This is a genomic window from Pseudodesulfovibrio hydrargyri, from assembly GCF_001874525.1.
Taxonomy (GTDB): domain Bacteria; phylum Desulfobacterota; class Desulfovibrionia; order Desulfovibrionales; family Desulfovibrionaceae; genus Pseudodesulfovibrio; species Pseudodesulfovibrio hydrargyri.
Window position 1 is genome coordinate 2,732,372 of sequence record NZ_LKAQ01000004.1, and the last position, 17,503, is coordinate 2,749,874.

The following is a 17,503-nucleotide window of genomic DNA, read 5'->3' on the forward strand; positions in this document are numbered from 1 at the left end:
GGACATACATGATTCGCATCAATGAAATCACCGACAAGGTGGCCTCATACATCAAGGAGCCCGACCTGGACCTGATCCAGCGGGCCTACGTCTTTTCCGCCCAGGCCCACGACGGCGTGGTCCGGCGCTCGGGCGAGCCGTACATCTCCCATCCCATGAACGTGGCCTTTCTGCTGGCCGACATGCAGCTGGACGAGGCCACCGTGGCCGCCGGGCTGCTGCACGACACGGTGGAGGACACGGACACCACCGTGGACGAGATCGAGGAGCTGTTCGGCTCGGACGTTGCCGACATCGTGGACGGGGTGACCAAGATCAGCAAGATGGACTTCGAGTCCAAGGCCGTGCAGCAGGCCGAGAACATCCGCAAGCTCATCCTGGCCATGGCCGAGGACATCCGCGTGCTCATGGTCAAGCTGGCCGACCGGCTGCACAACATGCGCACGCTCAAGTACATGAAGCCGGTCAAGCGGCGGCTCATCGCCCAGGAGACCCAGGACATCTACGCGCCCCTGGCCAACCGGCTCGGCCTGCACCGGGTCAAGACCGAGTTGGAGGACCTCTGCCTGCAGTACCTCAAGCCGGACGTGTTCGCGCAGCTCTCCGACGCCGTGCACGAGCACCGGGCAGCGGGCGAGCCGTACATCGAGAAGGTCATCGAACTGATCTCGGACATGCTCAAGGTGAACAGGATCAAGGGCCGGGTCTTCGGCCGGACCAAGCATCTGCACTCCATCCAGGTCAAGATGGAGCAGCAGGGGCTGACCTTCGACGAGATATACGACCTCATCGCCTTCAGGGTCATCGTCAACTCGCTCAAGGACTGCTACGCCGTGCTCGGCCTGATCCACGCGGCCTGGCGGCCCGTGCCCGGCCGGTTCAAGGACTATATTTCCATCCCCAAGGCGAACATGTACCAGTCCCTGCACACCACGGTCATGGGGCCCGAAGGGGAGCGCATCGAGATTCAGATCCGCACCGAGGAGATGCACCGCATCGCCGAAAACGGCGTGGCCGCCCACTGGCAGTACAAGGAAGTGGGCAAGGGGGCCAAGCGTGGCAAGACCGCGGGCCGGCGCGACGCCGAGCGGTACACCTGGCTCAAGCAGATCATGGACTGGCAGCGCGAGCTGTCCGATCCGCGCGAGTTCATGTCCTCCCTGCGGCTGGAGATGTTCCAGGAAGAGGTCTACGTGTTCACGCCAAACGGCGACATCAAGGAGCTGCCGGACGGGGCCACGCCCGTGGACTTCGCCTATTCCATCCACTCCGAGGTGGGCGACATCTGCGCCGGGGCCAAGGTCAACGGACGCATCGTGCCCCTGCAATACCGGCTGCAGAACGGCGATTCGGTGGAGATCATCACCGACAAGAACCGCGTGCCCAGCCGCGACTGGCTCAAGTTCGTCAAGACCGCCAAGGCCCGGACCCGGATCAAGCACTACATCCGCACCGTGGAAAAGGAACGTGCCATCAACCTGGCCAAGGAGATGCTCGAGAAGGAAGGCCGCCGGGTGGGCATCAACGTGCAGAAGGCCATCAAGGACGGCGAACTGACCAAGCTGGCCGCGGAGTTCAACTGCGGCAGCCTGGACGAGCTGCTGACCCAGATCGGCTTCTCGCGCTACACCCCGCGCAAGGTCATAAAGCGGCTGTACGCGGTCCTGCACGGCGAGACCCTGGACGAGCGCAAGGTCAGGGAAAAGGGCGAGCAGCCCGAACCCGAAGAGGAGCCGATCGTCGCCTCGGGCGTGGAGATCGGCAAGAAGCCCAAGGCGGACGGATTGCAGATATCCGGCGTGGACAACGTGCTCGTGCGCTTCGCCAGCTGCTGCAACCCGCTGCCCGGCGAGCCGATCATCGGCTACATCACCCGTGGCCGGGGCGTGACCGTGCACCGCATCGACTGCCCCAACGTCGGCAATTTCGAGGACGAGCGCCTCATCCAGGTCAGCTGGGAGGGCGTGGAGGAGAAGCCGTATCCGGCCAAGGTCAAGATCAAGTGCCTGAACAAGCCCGGCATGCTCGGGCGCATCTGCAACATGCTCGCGGACATGGACGTGAACATCGACTCCGGCAACTTCGAGTCCAAGGTGGACGGCACCTCGCTGCTCAACTTTACCGTGGAGGTCAAGGACCTGGACCAGCTCTATTCGGCCCTGGCCGAAGTCAAGAAGCTCAAGGCGGTCACCGAGGCCATCCGCGTCTCCTGACCGGAGGAATCCAGATAGACGGCAAAAGGCCCGCTTTTGAGCGGGCCTTTTCTTTTGGGGGGCGCAGAGGGCTAGTTGATGGTCCGGATCCGGATCGTGTACTCTTGGACCGATCCCCGGTTGGTGTACCGTTCCTTGACCATCACGGGGCGACGGACCGGGACGCGGCGTCCGGCCACATGGCGCGCCCGGTGATGGTGGAACCGCTGTCCGTAACGGTGGCCCGGGCGGGGGGCCCATTGCGCATGGCGGTGTACGTTCCTGTGCCCCCAACCCGGTCCATGAACCATGGTCCGAGGCATGACCATGTGTCTGGCCTGGCCCGGCGGGATCCGGTGGTTGCCGGGACCGGCCCAGGCCGGGGCGGAAAGGGTGAGCAGGCACAGGGTCACGGTGATGAAGAGAATGCGTCGCATGGTGTCTCCTGGTGTTGCGGGTTGCGTCGCCTGACACAAGGCAAGGGGTGTGCCGTTGGTAACACGCTGAATTAAAGGTTCTTAATGACAGCATCTCAGTGGGTGAAGCGCAGTGTTTGCGCACGCGAGCGCCAGGTTGGAACGGTCCGCCCGTCGGCCGGGGGAGGGGGAGCAACGGGAAGACCCCGCCTGGCGGAGCGGGGTCTTCGGCTTGGGGAGGATGTTGGGGATGGTCGTATGGCTTACTTTTCGTGGCACTGGCCGCAGCTCACCGGCACCGCCTTGCCCGCCTTCTTCAGGGGCTTGTGGCAGCCGACACAGCTGCGGTCGGAGTTCTTGGCGTGGAAGGCCGTGTAGAAAGCGGTCTCGCCCTTCTTGCCGGGTTGGTCGTGGCAGCCGGGTGCCGCACAGCTTTGGATTTCGGACTTGCCGTCCCAGGTGTGGTGACAGGTGACGCACAGGACGTCGGCCGCGCCGTGCCGTGCGTGGGAAAAACCGACCAGGGCCTTGCTCGCCTTGATCCCCTCAGGCGGGCCGAGTCTGAGATCGCCGGGCGCCTGTGGGGCGGCCGGGGCCAGGCTCGCGCCCAGGAGCAACGCGCAGAGGGACAGGGTGACGGTCGAAAAGCGGGACATGCGAACCTCCAGCGGTTGTCGTTGAATGCCGCAATGTCCGTCGCAATGGACGTGCCAAGAGAAACATTTTGTTATTCCGGTACGTTGTAATCACATGAAAACGCGCAACGTACCGTTTTTGCGCGCCCTTGCGCAGATTTGCCGGACAGGAACCGTGCCCGGGCAGGGAAAGAGGGCGGCGTGCCGGAAACAAAAAAGGGGGAGCGCGTCGGCGCTCCCCCTTCCGTATGGCGTTGTCGCGGACCGCGGCTACATCTCGATGCGCACGGTCTCGGGGCTGAGCCTGCGTTCCAGCCGCTTGGCGTACAGGCTCATGAAGTAGCTGAAGACGAAGTAGAGCACGGCCACGGTGGTGTAGATTTCGAACGGGTGAACCATGATCCGGTTGTTGACCGCGTAGGCCGCGCGGGTCAGTTCCATGACGCCGATGATATAGGCCAGCGAGGTGTCCTTGAAGTCGGCGATGAACATGCCGACCAGGGCGGGTAGCATCTGCTTGAGCGCCTGGGGCAGGATGATCTTGCGCATGGTCTGGAAGTAGGTCAGGCCGGACGCCTTGGCCGCCTCCACCTGGCCCGGGGGGATGTTCTCGATGCCGCCGCGCACGGTTTCGGCGATGTACGCTCCGAAGAAGAAGGTCAGGGCGATGGTGGCCGCCCAGAAGGCGTCCAGGTCCACTTTGAAAACGACCGGAAGGATGGCCTGGTAGAACCACAGGATGACCAGGATGAGCGGGATGCCCCGGATGATTTCGATGTACAGCAGGCTCGGGATGCGGAAGACGCGGTTTTTGGCGGTGCGTCCCATGCCGAGGACCAGGCCGATGAGAAAACTGCCGGCAATGGAGATGGCGGCCATGAGCAGGGAACCGGCCAGGCCGCCCAGGCCGAGGAAGAACTCGGTTTCATCGCCGTTGGGGAAGCGCCAGATGAGCAGGGTCTTGAGATTGGCCAGGATGATTTCCCAGTTGAAATGGAACACGGCCGTGCCGACCTCGTAGAGGACGTAGGCCAGGGCGGCCACGAACAGGGCCTTGAGGGCCCGGACGGTCTGTTTGCCGACCGTGCGCAGGGACTGCCTCAGGGGCGAGATCGTGCGCTGATCCGGGCTCTTGCGGAAATACCAGAAGACGTATTCGAGCTTGCGGCCCAGAAAGTCGAAGGGCCAGAAAAGGATGTCGGCCACCCTGCGCAGGGGGGTGAGCCGGTCCGGGGACATGATCTTGAGTCGTTCGTTGACGATGTAGAGAATGCCCGCGATGGCCAGTGACATGCCCAGGTAGACCAGGGTGGCCACGCTGAAGGACTCGAAGGTCCGGTAGGTCAGGGAGTATACCTCGGTCATGGACCAGCACAGTTCGGTCACGCCGATGGTCATGGCCAGGGAGGTATTCTTCATGTTGTTGAGGAACTCGCTGCCCAGCGGCGGGATGATCTCGCGGAAGGCCAGGGGCAGGATGACCTTGCGCAGGGTTTGGGGAAAGGTCAGGCCCGAGGAGTAGGAGGCCTCGAGCAGCCCCTTGGGAATGGACTGGATGCCCGCGCGGATGATCTCGGCCATGAACGCGCCGGTGAAGATACCGCAGCCCACCGTGGCGCACCAGAACTCGAAATGCATGTCGAACAGCTTGAAGCGGATATCCTCGGGAAAGGCGTAGGGCAGGGCGAAGTTCCAGAAAAAGAGCTGGATGAGCAGCGGGGTGTTGCGGAACAGCTCCACGTAGCAGGTGGAGAACCAGTAGACCGGCTTGAACTTGGACAGCCGGGCCAGGCCGAAGATGGTGCCCATGCCCAGGGCGATGATCGAGGAGTAGAGCGTGATGGTCAGGGTGGTGTTCAGCCCCTTGAGCATCAGCAGGCCCATGTGTCCGTATTGCCCCTCGTGAGAGAACACGGCCCAGTCGAAATCGTATTTGAATTCGAAGACGAAGGCGAAATAGTAGACCACCAGGGCGGTCAGGGCCACGAGGGTCGCATTCTGGACCGGAGGTTTTTCGAAATACCGTTTTAACATCGTGCTCTTTTTACGGAAGAGGGTCCCGGAGCGGTGCGCTCCGGGACCCGTTGTCATGCTTCGGGAAAGGGGCCTACGGCCACATCTCGATCTTGGAGGTCAGCGGGAACGGGTAGTCGGAATCCGGGCCGAACCACTTGTCGTAGATCTTCTTGTAGGTGCCGTCCTTCCAGATGTCCTGGAGGGTGAAGTTGATGGCGTCGCGCCAGGCGGAATCGTCCTGGGGCAGGCCGATGCCGTAGGGCTCGTCGGAGATGAAGTCGCCGACCAGTTCGTACTTGCCGGGCACCTTGGCGGCGTAGCCGAGCAGCAGGGTGGAGTCGGTGGAGATGGCCTGGACGCGGCCCGAGTTCAGGGCCTCGAACATGGCCACTTCGCCGTCATAGCCGGTGACCTGCGGGTTGGGGTTGCCCAGCTCCTGCAGATAGGCCTTGGCGTTGACGATGGAGGTGGTGCCCTGCATGGAACCGATCTTCATGTTGGCCAGGTCGGCGACGTCCTTGACCGTGCCCTTCCGGGCCAGGAACTTCTGGCCGTCGAAGAAGTAGGTGATGGAGAAGTCGATCTTCTCGTCGCGCACGCGCTTGTGGGTCATGTTGGACAGGACCATGTCCACCTTGGGCGGGTTGGTCTGGACAAAGGAAATACGGGTGTTGTTGTTGACCACGACCTTTTCGAGCTTGCAGCCGAGGCGCTTGGCGATCTCGGCGGCCATGTCGACGTCGAAGCCGACCCACTCGTTCTTGTCGTTGATGAAGCCGAACGGGATGCCCTGGTTGGACAGGCCGGCCTTGACGACCTTGGTGGACATGACGCGGTCGTAGGTGGGACCGGCGAACGCAACCGAAGCGGCCAGGACCAGCAGCGCGGCCATGGCGGTGATTTTGAGAACTCTCATTTACCTCTCCTGGTTGATGAGTCGTATGAAAAAGCCCTTGTCGGACACCGTGTCCGGCAAGGGCATAAATCCTTATTAGTGGCTGAGAATCTTGCTGAGGAAATCCTTGGTTCGGTCGGATTGCGGGTTGTGGAAGAATTCCTCCGGCGTGTTCTCCTCGATCAGGTACCCGTCGTCCATGAAGATGACCCGGTCCGCCACTTCCCGCGCGAATCCCATCTCGTGGGTCACGCAGACCATGGTCATGCCTTCGCGGGCCAGGGACTTCATGACGTCCAGGACCTCGTTGATCATCTCGGGGTCGAGCGCGGACGTGGGCTCGTCGAAGAGCATGATCTTGGGCTGCATGGCCAGACCCCGGGCGATGGCCACGCGCTGCTGCTGGCCGCCGGAGAGCTGGGACGGGTAGGACCCGGCCTTGTCCGGGATGCCGACCTTGCCGAGCAGGTCCATGCCGATGGCCGTGGCGTCGCCCCGGCTCATGCCGCGAACGAGCGTCGGCGCCAGGGTGATGTTCTCCATGACCGTCATGTGCGGGTAGAGATTGAACTGCTGGAAGACGAAGCCGACCTCGGCGCGCAACAGGGTCATGTTGGTGCGCGGGTCGGACACGTTCATGCCGTCCACCAGGATGTCCCCCTCCTGGATGGGCTCCAGCCGGTTGATGCAGCGGATCATGGTGGACTTGCCGGACCCGGAAGGCCCGCAGACCACCACCACTTCGCCCTTGGTGATATTGAGATTGATGTTCTTGAGGACCTGGAAGTCCCCGTACCACTTGTTGACGCCTTTGAAAGAAATCACAGCGAACTCCGAAATAAAAATGGGCAAAAGCCAAGAGGATTTTCTAACAGGGAACCGGCTGAAAAGCAATCAAAATTCTGCCCTCGGGCGGTAGCACTGAACCTTGTTCTGTGTCGGTCCGCAGGCAAAGAACGCTTCCGCCGGACGGCCTGGCCGTCCGGCGGATATTCAGCATTCCGTGAAGCTTAGGGCCAGTCCGGCCTCGGAGGTCTCCTTGTACTTGCCGGACATGTCCCGGCCGGTCTGGGCCATGGCCCGGATGGCCTTGTCCAGGTCCACCTTCTGGTAGCTTTCGTCCAGGGTCGAGGCGATCAGGTAGGCGTTGAACGCCTTGACCGCGCCCATGGCGTTGCGCTCGATGCACGGGATCTGCACGAACCCGCCCACCGGGTCGCAGGTCAGCCCCAGGTGGTGCTCCAGGGCGATCTCGGCCGCGTTCTCCGTGACCTGGAAGCGATAGCCTCGGGCGTAGGCGATCATGGCCGCGGCCATGGTCGAGGCCACGCCCACCTCGCCCTGGCAGCCCACCTCGGCCCCGGAGATGGAGGCGTTGTGCTTGCACAGGAAACCGATGGCGCAGGCGGCCAGCAGCCCCTCGCGCAGTTCGGTCTGCAGGGCCCCGGTGTGGCGCTTGAGCATGAAGATGATGGCCGGGATGACGCCCGCCGCCCCGCAGGTGGGAGCGGTGACCACGCAGTGCCCGGCCGCATTTTCTTCGGAGGCGGCCAGGGCGTAGGCGTTGAGCGCCTTGATGAAGCCGGGCCCCTGGAAGTACTCCTGGCGGGCACGGTTGTACATGGCCGCAGCCTTGCGCTGCAGTCCGATGGGGCCGGGCAGCACGCCCGAGGTCTGAATGCCGGTCTCCACGGCCTGCTCCATGACCGAGATGATGTGGTCCAGCCCCATGTTGATCTCATCCTCGGTGGCTCCGGTGATGGACATCTCGTTGGCCAGAATGAGCTCGTGCAGGCGGATGGACCGCTCGCACAGGTGCTTCTTCAATTCGGCCATGGTCGAGTAGGGGTAGACGGGGTCGCCCCGCTGCGGTTCCTCCCAGCCCTCCCAGCGAAGGAAGCCCCCGCCCACGGAGTAGTAGATGCGCTCCAGCAGGACCGTATCCCCGGCCTTGAGCCGGAAGATCATGGTGTTGGGATGGGCGTAGTCGTGCTGCACCGCGTCCATGATGATCTCACCCGGCGCAAAGGGCAGGAACTTGACGCCCAGGTCCAGGTCGAAGGGTTTATCCTTGTCCATGAACCGTTCCAGGGTGTCGGCTCCGCAGGTGTCGGGCTGGGAACCGAGCATGCCGGACAGGATCGCCCTGGGCGTGCCGTGGCCCTCGCCCGTGGCGGACAGGGAGCCGAACAGCCTGATCTCCAGGCCGTCGGCCCGCTTGCGGTCCGCCTCGGGCAGCTCCCGTATGAGCCGCATGAAGTCGAACCCGGCCTTCATGGGGCCGATGGTGTGCGAACTGGACGGGCCGGGGCCGATCTTGAGCAGTTCGAATATGGACGTGGTGACGGGCACCATCTCGATTTCTCCTGGCAAAGGGTTACCCGAGCGCCTTCACCTTGCGGCGCATGGCGTGCAGGATCGGTTCGGTATAGCCGTTGGGCTGGCTCGCGCCCTCGAAGATCAGGTCGCGGGCGGCCTGGAAGGCAATGCTTTTGTCGAAGTCCGGGGCCATGGGGCGGTAGGCCGGGTCGTTTTGGTTCTGGCGGTCGACCACCTCGGCCATGGCCTTGAGGGTGGCCAGCACGGCCTCTTCGGTGCAGACGGAGTGTCTGAGCCAGTTGGCCAGGTGCTGGCTGGAGATGCGCAGGGTGGCCCGGTCCTCCATCAGCCCCACGCCGTTGATGTCCGGAACCTTGGAGCAGCCCACGCCCTGGTCCACCCATCGGACCACGTAGCCGAGGATGGACTGGCAGTTGTTGGCCAGCTCCCGGGCCACGTCGTCCTCGGACGGGCGGCCGTCGCGCATGAGCGGCAGGGTGGTCAGGGCGTCCAGGGAGGCGCGCATCTTCCCGGCCAGCTTGAGCTGGCGCTCGAAGACGTCCACCTGGTGGTAGTGTAGGGCGTGCAGGGTGGCCGCCGTGGGCGAGGGCACCCAGGCGCAGTTGGCCCCGGCCATGGGATGCGCTCCCTTGGTCTCGACCATCTCCTTGAGCATGTCCGGCTTGGCCCACATGCCCTTGCCGATCTGGGCCTTGCCCGAGAAACCGCAGGCCAGGCCGATGTCCACGTTCCAGTCCTCGTAGGCCGCGATCCACGGTTCGTTCTTGATGGCCTCCTTGCGGACCACGGGGCCGGCCTCCATGGCCGTGTGGATTTCGTCGCCCGTGCGGTCCAGGAAGCCGGTGTTGATGAAGATGACCCGGTCCTTGGCCGCCCGGATGCACTCCTTCAGATTCAGGGTGGTCCGCCGTTCCTCGTCCATGATGCCGACCTTGAGGGCCAGGGCGGGCATGCCCAGCGCCTTTTCCACGGCCGCGAACAACTCGCAGGTGAAGGCTACCTCCTTGGGGCCGTGCATCTTGGGCTTGACGATGTATACGCTGCCGGTCTTGCTGTTGCGCCAGCGGCCGCCGCCCTTCAGGTCGTGCAGGAAGATCAGACCGGTGGCCAGGGTGTCCAGGATACCCTCGGGCACTTCCTCTCCATCCAGAAGCACCGCGTCGGTGGTCATCAAATGGCCCACGGTGCGGACCAGCATCATGCTTCGGCCGGACAGGGTCACGCTCCCGCCGCCGGGCGCGCTGTAGGTCCGGTCGTCGTTCAGGGCGCGGGTCACGGTCTTGCCGCCCTTGTCGAAGCTGGCCGTCAGGTCGCCCTTGATCAGGCCGAACAGGTTCAGATAGGTCTGCCCCTTGTCCTCGCCGTCGACCACGGCCACGGAGTCCTCGCAGTCGAGGATGGTGGACATGGCCGATTCCAGGACCACGTCCTTGATGCCCGCCGGATGGTCGCGGCCAACGGGGTGCTCGGGGTCGAATTGCAGTTCGATGTGCAGGCCGTTCTTGGCGAAGAGCAGGGACTTGAGCGCGCCGTCCTCTTCGGCATAACCCGCGAACTGGGCCGGGTCACGCAGGGCGGTGGTCTCGCCGCCGGTCAGGGTCACGGCCACCTGCTTGCCGGACGGGCCGTCCACGACCTCGAACGCGGTCGCGTTGCTGTGCGACCCCTCGGCCAGGGGCACGGCCACGTCCAGGTGGGCGGCGGCCCAGGCCATGACCTTCTGGCCGCGCACCGGGTCGTATCCCTTGCTCGGGACCTCGTCCCTTTCGATCACGTCCGAGCCGTAGAGCGCGTCGTACAGGCTGCCCCATCGGGCGTTGGCCGCGTTCAGGGCGAACCGGGCGTTGGTCGCCGGGACGACCAGCTGCGGCCCCGCGATGGTCGAGATCTCCGGGTCCACGTTCTCCGTGGTGATGGCGAAGTCCCCGCCCTCGGGCACGAGATAGCCGATCTCGCGCAGGAAGGCGTGATAGGTCCGTTTGTCGCCGGGCTGGCCGGGGTGCGCCCGGTGCCATTCGTCCATGGCCGCCTGGATGCGGTCGCGTTCGGCCAGCAGTTCCCTGTTGCGCGGGGTGAAGTCCCGGAACACGGTTTCGGCGCCTGCCCAGAAAGCGGTTTCATCCAGTCCGGTTCCGTCCAAAATCGTCTTGATGGCTTCGGCAAGAGCCTGGTGCACGGACAGCTTGCCTGCCTGAATTCTTTGCTTCACGTCTACTCCTGGTGCTCTGGTTTGAAAACGGTCTCCTCAGGGAGACATCCTTTCCAGATTGCCCTGAGATGTACGGTATTGCAACTACAACCGACTTTTTTTGGCACCAAATCTTGGATATTTAGGGACTGTTTTTTTATGATACTGCCCGTGTGGCTCCGCTGGAATGAAAATTGTAACCGGTTCTCGTTGATATGGAATTTTTGACGGTCCGCCAGGCCGCTGACCGAACAAGGAACGAGCATGCCGCTGAGTGTTGTCATTCCGGTCTTCAACCAGTTTTCCCTGACGCGCGATTGCCTGCGCTCCCTGCGCGAACACGCGCCGGAGACGGACTACGAGGTCCTCGTGGTGGACAATGGCTCCACGGACGAAACCGCCACCGGCCTCGATCCTCTGGGCGCGGAGCTGTTCGGCGACCGATTCAGGGCAATCCACCTGCCCGAAAACCGTAATTTCGGACCTGCCTGCAACCTCGGGGCGCAGGAGGCCACGGGTGATTTTCTGTTCTTTTTGAATAACGATACCTTGTTGACACCAGGGTGGTATCCGCCTCTGGCCGAGGCCCTGATGGACGGTTGCGGCGGGGTCGGGCCGCTGCTGATGTATCCGGCCCGCGGACCGCTGCCGGTGGATCGGATCCAGCACCTGGCCGTGGTCTGTGAACCGCAATTGCACTTCCGGCATCTGTATGAACTCTTTCCGGTCACCCATCCGGTGGCACACCGGCCCCGTTCCCCGCAGTTCCTGACCGGCGCGGCCCTGCTGCTTCCCAGGCGGGTCTTCCTCGAGGCGGGCCGATTCCATGAGGGGTACGCCAACGGGGCCGAGGACCTGGAGCTGTGCGTGCGCATCCGGCAGACGGGCCGTTCCCTGCGTTGCGTCCCGCAGAGCCGCGTCTACCATCTCCAGGGCCGGACGCAGGGCCGCTATGCCCACGAGTCTGATAACGCCCGGCTGTTCAAGGAACGAAACCTGTGGGACATCTATCCTGATTTTCATCTGCGGCTCAAGGAAGACGGCTATGAGATGGCCCTCAACGAGTGCCAGATGCCCTATGCCCGACTGCCCCGGCGGCGGGCGGAAATCCTGGACCGGGCGTTCGGCCGCGATTCGGGGGTGCCGGACAGGGCGGTCTGCCTGGCCATGATGGAGCGCGAGCCGCTCTACGGCCCGGCCTACGAACGGCTGGCCGACCTGTGCGAGGCGCAGGGCGACCTGTCCGTGCTCGCCGAGGTCCGCTTCCTCCAGGCCCGGCTCTTTCCCCGCCGCGAGGCCGGGGTCCGATTCCTGGACGCCGCCGTCCGCGCGGGGGACGAACGTTTGCGCCGGGAGGGGCAAAATATCGTCGAGTCCTACGTCCGGCTGGCCGCTGACCCGGAGTTGCCCGCCAAGGCGCGGGAGATGGCGGAATTCGGCCGGCGCCTGGAGCAGCCCGTTCTGACGGAACTCTATGCCGGTTGGCTGGGCGGAAGGGGATTGGACGCCTTGCATTGACCCGCGACTTGCCGGCCGCGGCGACCAGGGGGCGCCGGCTTCCGGGCCGAGCGCCGCTTGTGGTTGACTCTTTTGCGGAAGGGGGACGCCGCTATCGTCCGGCCGCGTCCAGGATGCGCTTCCACAGCCGTTCCAGGGGCACGGGCTTGTGCAGGAAGTCGAAGGCCCCGGCCTCCAGGGACTGCATGTGGCGGGTCATGTCCCCCTCGCCGGTGAGCAGGATGACCTCGGTGGACGGGAAGTTCTTGCGGATGATCTTCAGCGTCTCGAGCCCGTTCAGGTCGGGCATGTTCATGTCCAGCAGAACCACGTCCACAGGGTCGGTTTCCAGGACGGCGTAAGCCTCGACCCCGCCTTCCGCTGTACTGACCAGCGCACCGAGATGGCCCAGCCGTTTGGCCAGGGTTTCCACGAAAGCGGCCTCGTCGTCGACGAGCAGTATGCGGATGGGGACGGTCATGGCGCGGGTTCTCCTGTTGTGCTTCTTACAATGAACATGCCAGCGGTTGAAAACGCAACACGTCTTGATACTTTTTTCTCCATTTGTCGAGTCCGGGATAAGACTATTGATTTGAGTATGTTGTATGGGCATGGTTCGGAAGGAACCACCGCCCATTCCACGCGCTTCGAAATAATATTCCAAGGCTATTCAGGTGACTGCCGCCAGGAGTGGGGCGTTTTTACCCGTTGTGAGTCGCGACAGTTGCAGGTGCCCCCTGTGGCGGGGCCTTGCGGGTGGAATCTCGCCATCGGCACCTTTTGTACCATCGGGGCAAAATGTACCGATTTTGGCCGTAAAACAGGGTCGAAGGAGGATTTCGTCCGTTGACGGCGGACAGTCCGGGGCTTTGTGGATGGCGGAAGGAGTTTGAATAAAGTGAGGTATCTCAAGATGTAATCACATCAGAGATGGGGTCGCCGGGCAGAGGCCGGGGACGGGATCGTGGCACACGGATTGCTCATGGCAGGACAGGCAGAGGTATTGGGTATCGGGCAGCGAGCCCGGGACTGCGACCGAGAGCGGGGCCATGCATCCTGAAAAGAAGTCCTCCTACGACAACCTGTCGCGCAACCTGTCGCTGACGGTCATCACGGTGTCCTTTGCTCCGCTCATCCTGGTGGGCGGGCTCATCTTCCATCAGTTCCGTTCCATATATACTGAGAAGGTCTTCGCCCACCTGGCCGAGGTGGTGGACAAGCACGCGGCCGACATCAACACCTTTCTGCGGGACAAGCTCACCGAAGTCCAATACGTCAGCCGGACCTCGTCGTTCGACCATCTGGCCACCTCGAGCCACCTGGCCATGGCCCTGCGCGGGATGCAGCAGCAGTACGGCCGCATCTTCGTCGACCTGGGCGTGGTCGACAGCCACGGCCGCCAGGTGGCCTATGCCGGTCCGTTCAGCCTTTTGGGCGCGGACTACTCGGGGGCGGACTGGTTCCGCAACTCCAAGGAGAGCGACGCCATCATCAGCGACGTCTTCGAGGGGTTGCGCCAGTCCCCCCACTTCATCATTTCCGTCAGCCAGGGGCGAGGCGAGGCGCGCTGGACCCTGCGCGCGACCATCGACTTTCTGGCCTTCAGCTACCTGGTCCAGAACATCCGTATCGGCGAGACCGGGTTCGCCTACATCCTGAACAGCCGGGGCGTGTACCAGACCCGGCCCAGGGACGAGCGCAACCAGGATCTGGAACTGACCCCGCGCCGCCAGCTCGGGCGGGTGGGCTCCCTGGCCGGGGTGTCCATCTTCGAGTCCGTGGACCGCGAGGGCGACGCCTACGTCACGGTGACCGCGCCCATCAAGGGCGGGGAGTGGCAGCTGGTCTACCAGCAGAAGTCCTCGGACGCCTTTTCGGCCATGACCCGCACCGAACTCGTCACCCTGGGCATCTTCCTCATCGGCGGCCTGGCCATCGTGGTCATGGCCCTGCTCATCTCCCGCAAGCTGGTGGTCCGTTTCCAGGCCATCGACCAGGAGTCCGAGCTCATGAGCAAGCAGATCGTGGAGACCGGCAAGCTGGCGGCCATCGGCGAGCTGGCAGCGGGCATCGCACACGAGATCAACAATCCGGTGGCCATCATGATCGAGGAGGCGGGCTGGGTCAGCGACCTCATGGAGGACGAGGGCGGCGAACTGCCGTCCTACGCCGAAATCCAGCGGGCGCTGACCCAGGTGGGCAACCAGGGGCGGCGGTGCAAGGACATCACCCACAAGCTGCTCTCCTTCGCCCGGCAGAGCGACTCCCGGGCGACCGAGATGTCGGTGCCCGAATTCATCCGCGAGGTGGTCGACATCTCCATGCAGCAGGCCCGTTTCGCCCAGGTGGAGTTCGACCTGGACCTGGACGAGACCATGCCGCGTATTTCGGCCTCGGCCACCGAACTGCAACAGGTTCTGCTCAACCTGGTCAACAACGCCATCCAGGCCATGGAGCCCGAGGGCGGCAGGCTGTCCATCGGCTGCGCCATGGACGAGGGACAGGCGGCCATCACCGTGGCCGACACCGGGCCCGGCATTCCGGCGGCCAACCTGGGCCGTATCTTCGACCCGTTCTTCACCACCAAGCCGGTGGGCAAGGGGAGCGGCCTGGGATTGTCCATATGTTTCGGAATTATCCACCAGATGGGTGGAGAGATAGACGTGGAAAGCACAGTGGGCAGGGGCACCCGGTTCACCATCCGTCTGCCGGTGCCGCCGCCCGCACGGCAACCTGAAACGCGACAGGAGATGAGACATGACTGATGCCACTGTGTTGATCGTGGACGACGAGCGCGGGTTCGTCGAGACCATGGCCAAGCGGCTCGAAAAGCGCAACATGACGGTTTTCCAAGCCTTTGACGGTGACGAGGCCATGGCCCGGCTGGCCGAGCAGCCGAGTATCCAGGTGGTCATCCTGGATATGAAGATGCCCGGCAAGGACGGCCTGGTCGTCCTGCAGGAGATCAAGGAGGCCCATCCCCTGGTCGAGGTCATCATGCTGACCGGCCACGCCACGGTCCCCTCGGCGGTCGAAGGCATCCAGCACGGGGCCTACGACTACCTGATGAAGCCGTGCAGCTTCGAGGACCTGAACCAGAAGATCGCCGAGGCCGTCGAGCTCAAGAGCGAGCACGAGGAAGAAGCCGTGGAGGCCCGGCTGAGCGACATCACCGGGCGCATGGGGTAGCGGCGTGGACAGGGCCAGAGAAATCTCCGGCGGACCGGATCGCGACGTGCGCCTGCTCATCGTGGACGATGAGACAGGGTTCGCCGAGGTCCTGTGCAAGCGCATGCGCCGCCGGGGCGTGGAGGCGGCGTCGGCGGAAAGCGGCGACGAGGCGGTCCGGCTGCTGCGCCGCGAGGAGTTCGACGTGGCCATCGTGGACCTCAAGCTCCAGGGCATGAACGGAATCGAGATCCTCAAGGTCTTCCGGCTGATGGTCCCGGAAATGCCGGTGCTCATGCTTACCGGCCACGGCAGCGAGGAGGCCCGCGACGAGTGCATCAAGCTCGGCGCGGCGGGCTATCTGTCCAAGCCCGTGGAGTTCGACAGACTGCTCGACAAGGCGCTGGAATTGAGCGCCGGAAGGGAGCGGGCATGAACGGCGTGAGGGTGCTGCTCATTGACGACGAGGGCGGGTACACCGATGCCCTGGCCAAGCGTCTTGACCGCAGGGGGCTGTCCGTGGCCACTGCGGGCGGTGGGGCGCAGGCCCTCGAGATCATGGGCCAAAGGTCCTTTGATGTGATCCTGCTCGACATCAAGATGGCGGGCATGGACGGGATCAAGACCCTGAGCGCCATCAAGCGGCAACACCCGGAGGTGGAGGTGGTCATGCTGACCGCCCATGCCGACACGGACATCGTTATTTCCAGTCTGGCCATGGGGGCGTTCGATTACCTTATGAAGCCGGCGGACGTGGAGGAACTGGTCCGCAAGATCGAAGATGCGGCCATGAAAAAAAGAAGCAATTCGAAGTGATCGGCCCGAGGGTGGGTGCTTCGGACGGGTTGAACAAAACAAGAGGAAGCGAGGATAGTCATGCGATTTTTCAGCCAATGGGGTAGATTCATGATGGCCGGGGCCGGAGCCCTTGCCCAGTGGGAGATCGACAACGCCAAGTCCATAGTGGGCAGCCGCAAGAAGCTGCTGCTCATCGGGCTGATGATCATACCCATCATCCTGATCGGCGTGGCCTTTGCCGACGACATCGGCCCGGCCCTGCCGCATCTGCTCGGCGGCAAGAAGGCCTATAGCCCGGCCTTCTACAGCCTGGGCATCTTCATGGTCTCCATCGCCATCGGCGTGGGCGCGGGACTGATCACCGGCTGCATCGGCGCGGGCGGCGGCTTCATCATCGCCCCGGCGCTCATGTCCGCCGGCATCAAGGGCATCCTGGCCGTGGGCACAGACCTGTTCCACATCTTCGCCAAGGCGATCATGGGCAGCGTCATCCACCGCAAGCTCGGCAACGTGTCCGTGTCCCTGGCCGTGGTCTTCCTGGTCGGGGCCGTGCTCGGGGCCACGGCGGGCGGCGTCATCAACCGCGTGCTCTACGAGATCAACCCGATCCTGAGCGACGCCTTCATCACCACCGTCTATTCGCTGATGCTCGGCTTCCTGGGCTTCTACGCCCTGGCCGACTTCCTGCGTTCGCGCAAGGCGGACAAGGGCGGCGACGCCCACGGCGGCGGGGAAGGGGCCGAACTCGGAGCCCTGTGCCGCAACCTGCAGGACGTCAAGTGCCCGCCCATGATCAAGTTCGACCAGGACCTGGTCGCCGGCGGCCGCCAGATCTCCTGGATATTCCTGGTCCTGTCCGGCGCGCTGGTCGGCCTGGCCGCGGGCATCATGGGCGTGGGCGGCGGCTTTCTGACCTTCCCGATCTTCGTTTACGTGCTCGGCGTGTCCTCCATGACCACGGTGGGTACCGACATCTTCCAGATCGTGTTCACGGCGGGCTTCGCGTCCATCACCCAGTACGCCATCTACGGCTTCATCTTCTACACCCTGGCCATGGGCATGCTCATCGGTTCGCTGCTGGGCATCCAGATCGGCGCGCTGGTGACCAAGATCGTGCCCGGCATCACCATCCGGGGCTTCTACGCCATGGCCGTGCTGGCCGGTTTCATGAACCGGATATTCGCCCTGCCGAGCAAGCTGGCCGATATGGACATCATCTCGCTCTCGCCAGGCGCCGGGGCCGTGCTCAACACCATCGGCATCTGGGCGTTCTTCATCGTCATCGGCGGGTTCTCCGTCTGGGTGGTGGGCACCTTCCTGATGAACATTTCCAAGCTCAAGAGAAAGGAGGCCTAAGG

15 protein-coding genes are annotated in these 17,503 nt (G+C 63.7%); 7 read left to right on the top strand and 8 right to left on the bottom strand.

What is annotated here, in order from left to right; genetic code table 11:
- Positions 1-8 precede the first annotated feature (8 nt).
- Positions 9-2,213 (top strand): RelA/SpoT family protein, encoded by a 2,205-nt coding sequence (locus BerOc1_RS17010; RefSeq protein ID WP_071546952.1) that lies wholly within the window; start codon positions 9-11, stop codon positions 2,211-2,213.
- Between the two features lie 71 nt (positions 2,214-2,284).
- Here BerOc1_RS17010 and BerOc1_RS17015 read toward each other — a convergent pair whose 3' ends face one another.
- The 7 genes from BerOc1_RS17015 to BerOc1_RS17045 form a co-directional block, all read right to left on the bottom strand.
- Complete coding sequence (locus tag BerOc1_RS17015; RefSeq protein ID WP_071546953.1) at positions 2,285-2,629, bottom strand: hypothetical protein; 345 nt, start codon at positions 2,627-2,629, stop codon at positions 2,285-2,287.
- A gap of 242 nt (positions 2,630-2,871) precedes the next feature.
- A complete protein-coding gene (locus tag BerOc1_RS17020) occupies positions 2,872-3,264 on the bottom strand; it encodes a cytochrome c3 family protein (RefSeq protein WP_071546954.1) in 393 nt (130 codons plus the stop codon).
- Between the two features lie 249 nt (positions 3,265-3,513).
- Entirely contained in the window at positions 3,514-5,277 is a 1,764-nt protein-coding gene (locus BerOc1_RS17025) for an amino acid ABC transporter permease (protein WP_071546955.1), read from the bottom strand.
- Between the two features lie 73 nt (positions 5,278-5,350).
- On the bottom strand, positions 5,351-6,175 hold the full coding sequence (locus BerOc1_RS17030; RefSeq protein ID WP_071546956.1) for an ABC transporter substrate-binding protein: 825 nt from the start codon (positions 6,173-6,175) through the stop codon (positions 5,351-5,353).
- A gap of 75 nt (positions 6,176-6,250) precedes the next feature.
- Positions 6,251-6,979, bottom strand: coding sequence for an amino acid ABC transporter ATP-binding protein (locus BerOc1_RS17035; protein WP_071546957.1), 729 nt, complete (start codon positions 6,977-6,979; stop codon positions 6,251-6,253).
- Between the two features lie 168 nt (positions 6,980-7,147).
- The gene (locus BerOc1_RS17040) at positions 7,148-8,509 is read right to left on the bottom strand and encodes an L-serine ammonia-lyase (RefSeq protein ID WP_071546958.1); all 1,362 of its coding nucleotides are present in this window, start codon (positions 8,507-8,509) and stop codon (positions 7,148-7,150) included.
- Between the two features lie 22 nt (positions 8,510-8,531).
- Positions 8,532-10,703, bottom strand: coding sequence for a malate synthase G (locus BerOc1_RS17045; protein WP_071546959.1), 2,172 nt, complete (start codon positions 10,701-10,703; stop codon positions 8,532-8,534).
- A gap of 243 nt (positions 10,704-10,946) precedes the next feature.
- Here BerOc1_RS17045 and BerOc1_RS17050 point away from each other — a divergent pair, with 243 nt between their 5' ends.
- Positions 10,947-12,200, top strand: a complete 1,254-nt coding sequence (locus tag BerOc1_RS17050) for a glycosyltransferase family 2 protein (RefSeq protein ID WP_071546960.1) — start codon at positions 10,947-10,949, stop codon at positions 12,198-12,200.
- A gap of 91 nt (positions 12,201-12,291) precedes the next feature.
- Here the strand turns inward: BerOc1_RS17050 and BerOc1_RS17055 are convergent, their stop codons facing one another.
- Positions 12,292-12,660, bottom strand: coding sequence for a response regulator (locus BerOc1_RS17055; protein ID WP_071546961.1), 369 nt, complete (start codon positions 12,658-12,660; stop codon positions 12,292-12,294).
- 568 nt (positions 12,661-13,228) lie between these two features.
- On the opposite strand from BerOc1_RS17055, the gene BerOc1_RS17060 reads away from it, so the two are divergent.
- The 5 genes from BerOc1_RS17060 to BerOc1_RS17080 are packed head-to-tail and all read left to right on the top strand — an operon-like array spanning position 13,229 to position 17,501.
- Positions 13,229-14,944 carry a sensor histidine kinase gene (locus BerOc1_RS17060; protein ID WP_071546962.1) on the top strand — a complete coding sequence of 572 codons (1,716 nt, stop codon included), beginning with the start codon at positions 13,229-13,231 and terminating at the stop codon, positions 14,942-14,944.
- Positions 14,937-15,368, top strand: coding sequence for a response regulator (locus tag BerOc1_RS17065; protein ID WP_071546963.1), 432 nt, complete (start codon positions 14,937-14,939; stop codon positions 15,366-15,368). Before BerOc1_RS17060 ends, BerOc1_RS17065 begins: the two co-directional genes overlap by 8 nt.
- 4 nt (positions 15,369-15,372) lie before the next feature.
- On the top strand, positions 15,373-15,783 hold the full coding sequence (locus BerOc1_RS17070) for a response regulator transcription factor (protein WP_242653030.1): 411 nt from the start codon (positions 15,373-15,375) through the stop codon (positions 15,781-15,783).
- Positions 15,780-16,163 carry a response regulator gene (locus tag BerOc1_RS17075; RefSeq protein WP_071546964.1) on the top strand — a complete coding sequence of 128 codons (384 nt, stop codon included), beginning with the start codon at positions 15,780-15,782 and terminating at the stop codon, positions 16,161-16,163. The genes BerOc1_RS17070 and BerOc1_RS17075 overlap by 4 nt, the downstream gene beginning before the upstream one ends.
- Before the next feature lie 60 nt (positions 16,164-16,223).
- Complete coding sequence (locus BerOc1_RS17080; RefSeq protein WP_071546965.1) at positions 16,224-17,501, top strand: sulfite exporter TauE/SafE family protein; 1,278 nt, start codon at positions 16,224-16,226, stop codon at positions 17,499-17,501.
- The last annotated feature ends 2 nt before the right edge of the window (positions 17,502-17,503 follow it).